The organism is Coleofasciculus sp. E1-EBD-02, assembly GCF_040218245.1.
GTDB lineage: Bacteria > Cyanobacteriota > Cyanobacteriia > Cyanobacteriales > Coleofasciculaceae > Coleofasciculus.
On the sequence record NZ_JAVJQN010000158.1, the window covers coordinates 1 to 4,228 of the forward strand.

4 protein-coding genes and 1 pseudogene are annotated in these 4,228 nt (G+C 46.5%); 3 read left to right on the top strand and 2 right to left on the bottom strand.

The genetic code is table 11. The annotated features are described in order from the left end of the window. Positions 1 to 137: 137 nt before the first annotated feature. Complete coding sequence (gene aat, locus RIC07_RS25955; RefSeq protein WP_446397037.1) at positions 138 to 728, bottom strand: leucyl/phenylalanyl-tRNA--protein transferase; 591 nt, start codon at positions 726 to 728, stop codon at positions 138 to 140. Positions 729 to 943: 215 nt separating this feature from the next. Here aat and RIC07_RS25960 point away from each other — a divergent pair, with 215 nt between their 5' ends. Next, complete coding sequence (locus tag RIC07_RS25960; protein ID WP_006101347.1) at positions 944 to 1,273, top strand: hypothetical protein; 330 nt, start codon at positions 944 to 946, stop codon at positions 1,271 to 1,273. 63 nt (positions 1,274 to 1,336) lie between these two features. Here RIC07_RS25960 and rpsN read toward each other — a convergent pair whose 3' ends face one another. After that, positions 1,337 to 1,639, bottom strand: a complete 303-nt coding sequence (gene rpsN, locus RIC07_RS25965; protein ID WP_446349045.1) for a 30S ribosomal protein S14 — start codon at positions 1,637 to 1,639, stop codon at positions 1,337 to 1,339. Positions 1,640 to 1,902: 263 nt separating this feature from the next. Between rpsN and RIC07_RS25970 the strand changes: the two genes are divergently transcribed. Continuing rightward, positions 1,903 to 3,420 carry an MBOAT family O-acyltransferase gene (locus tag RIC07_RS25970; RefSeq protein WP_446397038.1) on the top strand — a complete coding sequence of 506 codons (1,518 nt, stop codon included), beginning with the start codon at positions 1,903 to 1,905 and terminating at the stop codon, positions 3,418 to 3,420. Between the two features lie 142 nt (positions 3,421 to 3,562). Beyond that, positions 3,563 to 4,228 (top strand): annotated as a pseudogene (locus RIC07_RS25975) (photosystem II q(b) protein); the annotation flags it as partial.

Consider the following 4,228-nt stretch of genomic DNA (forward strand, 5'->3'; position numbering starts at 1 on the left):
TAAGGCTGATATCGAGCAACAACGCCGGGTATCAGCCAAGCGCAAGCGTTAACGGTCATCGACCAAAAGTTACACCGTGGACTTATACCAAGGCAGAATTACTTATGGGTAGGTTTGTCTAGGTTTTTAGAAGCGGTTCATGAAACCGGAATCCGATCAAAATAACATCGCCGTCGCAACGCCTGTCGTAGTAGCACCTGATACTCTTGCTCCTCTATCATACAAGCGCCAAAGCGAGCCAAGTGAGGATTCATCATTTGTACATCAAACAACAAAAAGCCGCGCGATCGCAACCGCTCGACTAATTTGACTAACGCCACCTTCGAGCCTTCAGGAATCCGATAAAACATGGATTCGCCAATAAATGCGCCGCCAATCACAATCCCTAAAATCCCACCCGCTAGTTCATTTCCTTGCCACGTTTCAAAGCTATACGCCCAACCTTCCTGATAAAGTAACCAATAAATTTCCTGGAGTTCTGGAGAAATCCAGGTGCTTTCCCGATTGGCACAACCTGCCACAACTCCTTTAAAATCTCGGTTAATTGCCATGCTAAACCGCTTCTGATTGAGAACCCGTTGTAGAGATTTAGGATAGCGAAACCGCTCATCTAAGGGAATGATTGCTCGCTGGCGACTAGAGTACCACCCTAGTGATCCGGTTTCATCCGCCATCAAAAAATAGCCTTGAGCATATCCTTGAATTATTGTCGGAATATTTAACTCCATAGCACTAGAACTCGGTTGAGAGTCCCTGTTCTCGAATCGCTAAACACTATTTTAAAATTTTCCTGATCAGACATAATTTCGCTATGCTTAAAAGTGACATCTCCCTGATTAAATCAAAGATTAATTTCTCAATTATGCTGCTCACACGACCTCAACTGTTGAGGTTGACAAAATTTAAACAGTATGTATTGTAGACAGCTAACGTTTGACATTTTATGGCTGAACCCATTCCCCCAGTTACCCTTCCCCCTGCTGAAAATGCCCAGCAGGAAGGAAAATGGTTGCGAGACGCTTTGGTGTACTGGCTGGATCATGAATTTTTACCCGAACCAGCCAATCAGGACATTGCCGATCGCGCCTCCCAAATCTTTGTCCGCCAACGCTTAGAAGGCGAAAACGATGTCGGTTCTTTGGTCATTGCCATTGTCACCGAAATGCAGGCTTTCGACTTCCGAGAAAGCTTCTATAGTGAATTCGCGATCGCCAACGCGGTTAGCGATTTGCTCCTCGACAGTCTGGGTATTGACCGTTGCTGTGGGAATTAGTCATCAGTCATTGGTCTTTTGTCCTTTATCTTTCGTTAAGAACGATTGACCAATGACCCAAATCTACCAACTCGACTTGACTACTCCTGGTAGTAATCCTTTATGCGCCCATTCCCGCAGCACATGGCGAGATAGACCAAAATCCCGATAGTAGCCCCGGGGACGCCCAGTTACCCAACAGCGATTCCGTACCCGATTCGGCGCACTACTGCGGGGTAACTGTTGGATCTTCCGGTGAATCTCTAGTTTCTCAGCCGGAGAGGACGCATTATCAAACTGTTCTTTCAGTGCTGCTCGCTTAGCCGCATACTTCTCAACCAGCTTCTGGCGCTTTTTCTCGCGCTCAATCATTCCTTTTTTAGCCATGAGTCTTTGGCGTTTCCCTAAATAAAGACACTGTTTCCTATCTTATCTTTGTCATTCGTCCTTTGTCATTGGTCATTTGTCATTGGTCATTGGTCATTGGTCATTGGTCATTCGTCAGGGAACAGGGAACAGGGAACAGGGAACAGGGAACAGTGTAAGGTAGAGTTTTGAGTTAACTCACGACTTCCTCATCTTCCCCAGCTCCCCCAGCTCCCCCAGCTCCCCCAGCTCCCTCTGCTCCCCATTCCCCATTCCCTAAAAAAATGGCATTTATCTCCATCACTTATGGATTATTCTTGCTAGGTGTCCTGTTTATTTACTGGAGCCAGCGTTCTTCATCGTGGCGATTATGGGTACTGCTAATTGCCAGTTTGCTTTTTTATAGCAGCTTACAAATTCAATACATTCCGCTGCTCTTGTTTGTAGTTTGGCTGAATTTTTACTTGGGGCAGAAAATTGCGGTCAATACATCCCCTGGCTCTCATCTCAACAATAACCATCTCTCCAATGAAGAGTGGTTAATGGCACAAGAACTTTGGAATCAGCAACGTTTGAGACTTTTGTGGCTAGGGATTGGCTTAAATATTCTCTGTTTGGTCAGCTTCAAGTATGTCCCATTTATCCTGACGAATATCTCCGCCCCCTTGAATTTACCCGTGGCGCGAGAGGGGGCAAGCTGGATTAGCGATCGCTTAATTGCTCCATTGGGACTTTCGTTTTTTGTTTTTGAATGTATTGCCTATCTAATTGATGTATATCGAGGCGCACCTGCGACGCGCCAGGGCTTACAATTTGCGACCTACAAATTGTTTTTCCCGAAACTCATTTCAGGACCTATTACTCGTTACCATCAGTTTGCTAGCGAGTTTAAAGATATCCAATTTCCCAGTTTTGATCGTCTGAGTGAAGGACTATGGTTGATTGCCAGTGGTGCAGTAAAAAAGGCACTTTTAGCAGATCGCATCGGAATTTTTGTTGATCTGTGTTTTGGCAACTTAGAACGGGCAGGTAGTGGCGATTTGTGGCTGGCTATTTTTGCCTACGGATTACAACTGTATCTGGATTTTAGTGGCTATGTGGATATTGCCCGGGGGAGTGCTATCCTCCTGGGATTTAACCTGCCCGAAAACTTTAATTTTCCTTACTTTAGTACCAGCATTGCCGATTTCTGGCGACGCTGGCATATTACGTTAGGGGATTGGATTCGCAACTATCTCTATTTTCCCTTAGGTGGGTCACGCAAAGGATTAGGTCGAACCTGTCTCAACTTGTTTGTGGTCATGCTGATTATTGGTATTTGGCATGGTGCGGCTTGGGGATTTGTCGTGTGGGGAGGATTGCATGGTTTGGCTTTGGTGGTGCATCGCTTAACCCAAACGCTATCAGAGCGCTTCGCTTGGTTAAAAGGATGGTGGCAAACGGGATTCGGGGTGCTAGTGGCGTGGGCAATTACGCAATGGATGGTGTTCATGTCTTGGATTTTCTTCCGGCTACCTAATCTCAAACAAGCTGGCTTTGTGATTCAGAACCTCTGGGGTCAACCCGCCGATGTGCAGTTTGCCGAAAATGTTTATTTGACAGCCTTTGGCTTAGAACGCTTCGAGTTTACACTGCTGTTAGTCATCGTTGCCCTGTTCATGGCGGGTGTTTATGGGATTCATCGGGGTCTGAAGTTACAACTCAACTGGCCCCTAAAGTTGCTATTGGTGCCGCTGTGCCTTTATGCAGTGTGGTTGTTAGCGCCTGAAGGAGGTTTACCTTATATCTACTTTGATTTCTGATTAATAAGGATAGCTTATGTAAACTATTCAATTAATTAATAAAACCAGTGGAAGATTCAAATGAATATGAATACCATTAAAGATGAGGCAAAAATTTTGCCTTGCTTCAATCAAATCATGAAGTAATAGCACTAATCGAATTATGACTACCACAGTACAACGTCGCGAAAGCGCGTCTTTGTGGGAACGGTTCTGTAGCTGGGTGACTTCCACCGAAAACCGCCTGTATATTGGCTGGTTCGGTGTACTGATGATCCCCACTCTCTTAACCGCTACCACTTGCTTTATCATCGCCTTCATCGCCGCTCCCCCCGTGGACATCGATGGAATCCGCGAGCCTGTTGCTGGAAGCTTACTGTACGGTAACAACATCATCTCTGGTGCTGTTGTACCTTCCTCCAACGCCATCGGCTTGCACTTCTATCCCATCTGGGAAGCTGCATCCTTAGATGAGTGGCTTTACAACGGTGGTCCTTACCAGTTGGTAGCTTTCCACTTCCTCATTGGCGTCTTCGCCTACATGGGTCGTGAGTGGGAACTCTCCTACCGCTTAGGTATGCGTCCTTGGATCTGCGTAGCATACAGCGCACCTGTAGCAGCAGCCACCGCCGTATTCCTCATCTACCCCATCGGTCAAGGTTCTTTCTCCGATGGTATGCCTCTGGGTATCTCTGGAACCTTCAACTTCATGTTCGTGTTCCAAGCTGAGCACAACATCCTGATGCACCCCTTCCACATGCTCGGTGTGGCTGGCGTATTCGGCGGTGCCTTGTTCAGCGCGATGCACGGTTCCTTGGTAACCAGCTCT

Bases quoted from the DNA above. Each gene is read 5' to 3' on its own strand.
- aat (WP_446397037.1), bottom strand. From the start codon at position 728: ATGGAGTTAAATATTCCGACAATAATTCAAGGATATGCTCAAGGCTAT.
- RIC07_RS25970 (WP_446397038.1), top strand. From the start codon at position 1,903: ATGGCATTTATCTCCATCACTTATGGATTATTCTTGCTAGGTGTCCTG.
- RIC07_RS25960 (WP_006101347.1), top strand. From the start codon at position 944: ATGGCTGAACCCATTCCCCCAGTTACCCTTCCCCCTGCTGAAAATGCC.
- rpsN (WP_446349045.1), bottom strand. From the start codon at position 1,639: ATGGCTAAAAAAGGAATGATTGAGCGCGAGAAAAAGCGCCAGAAGCTG.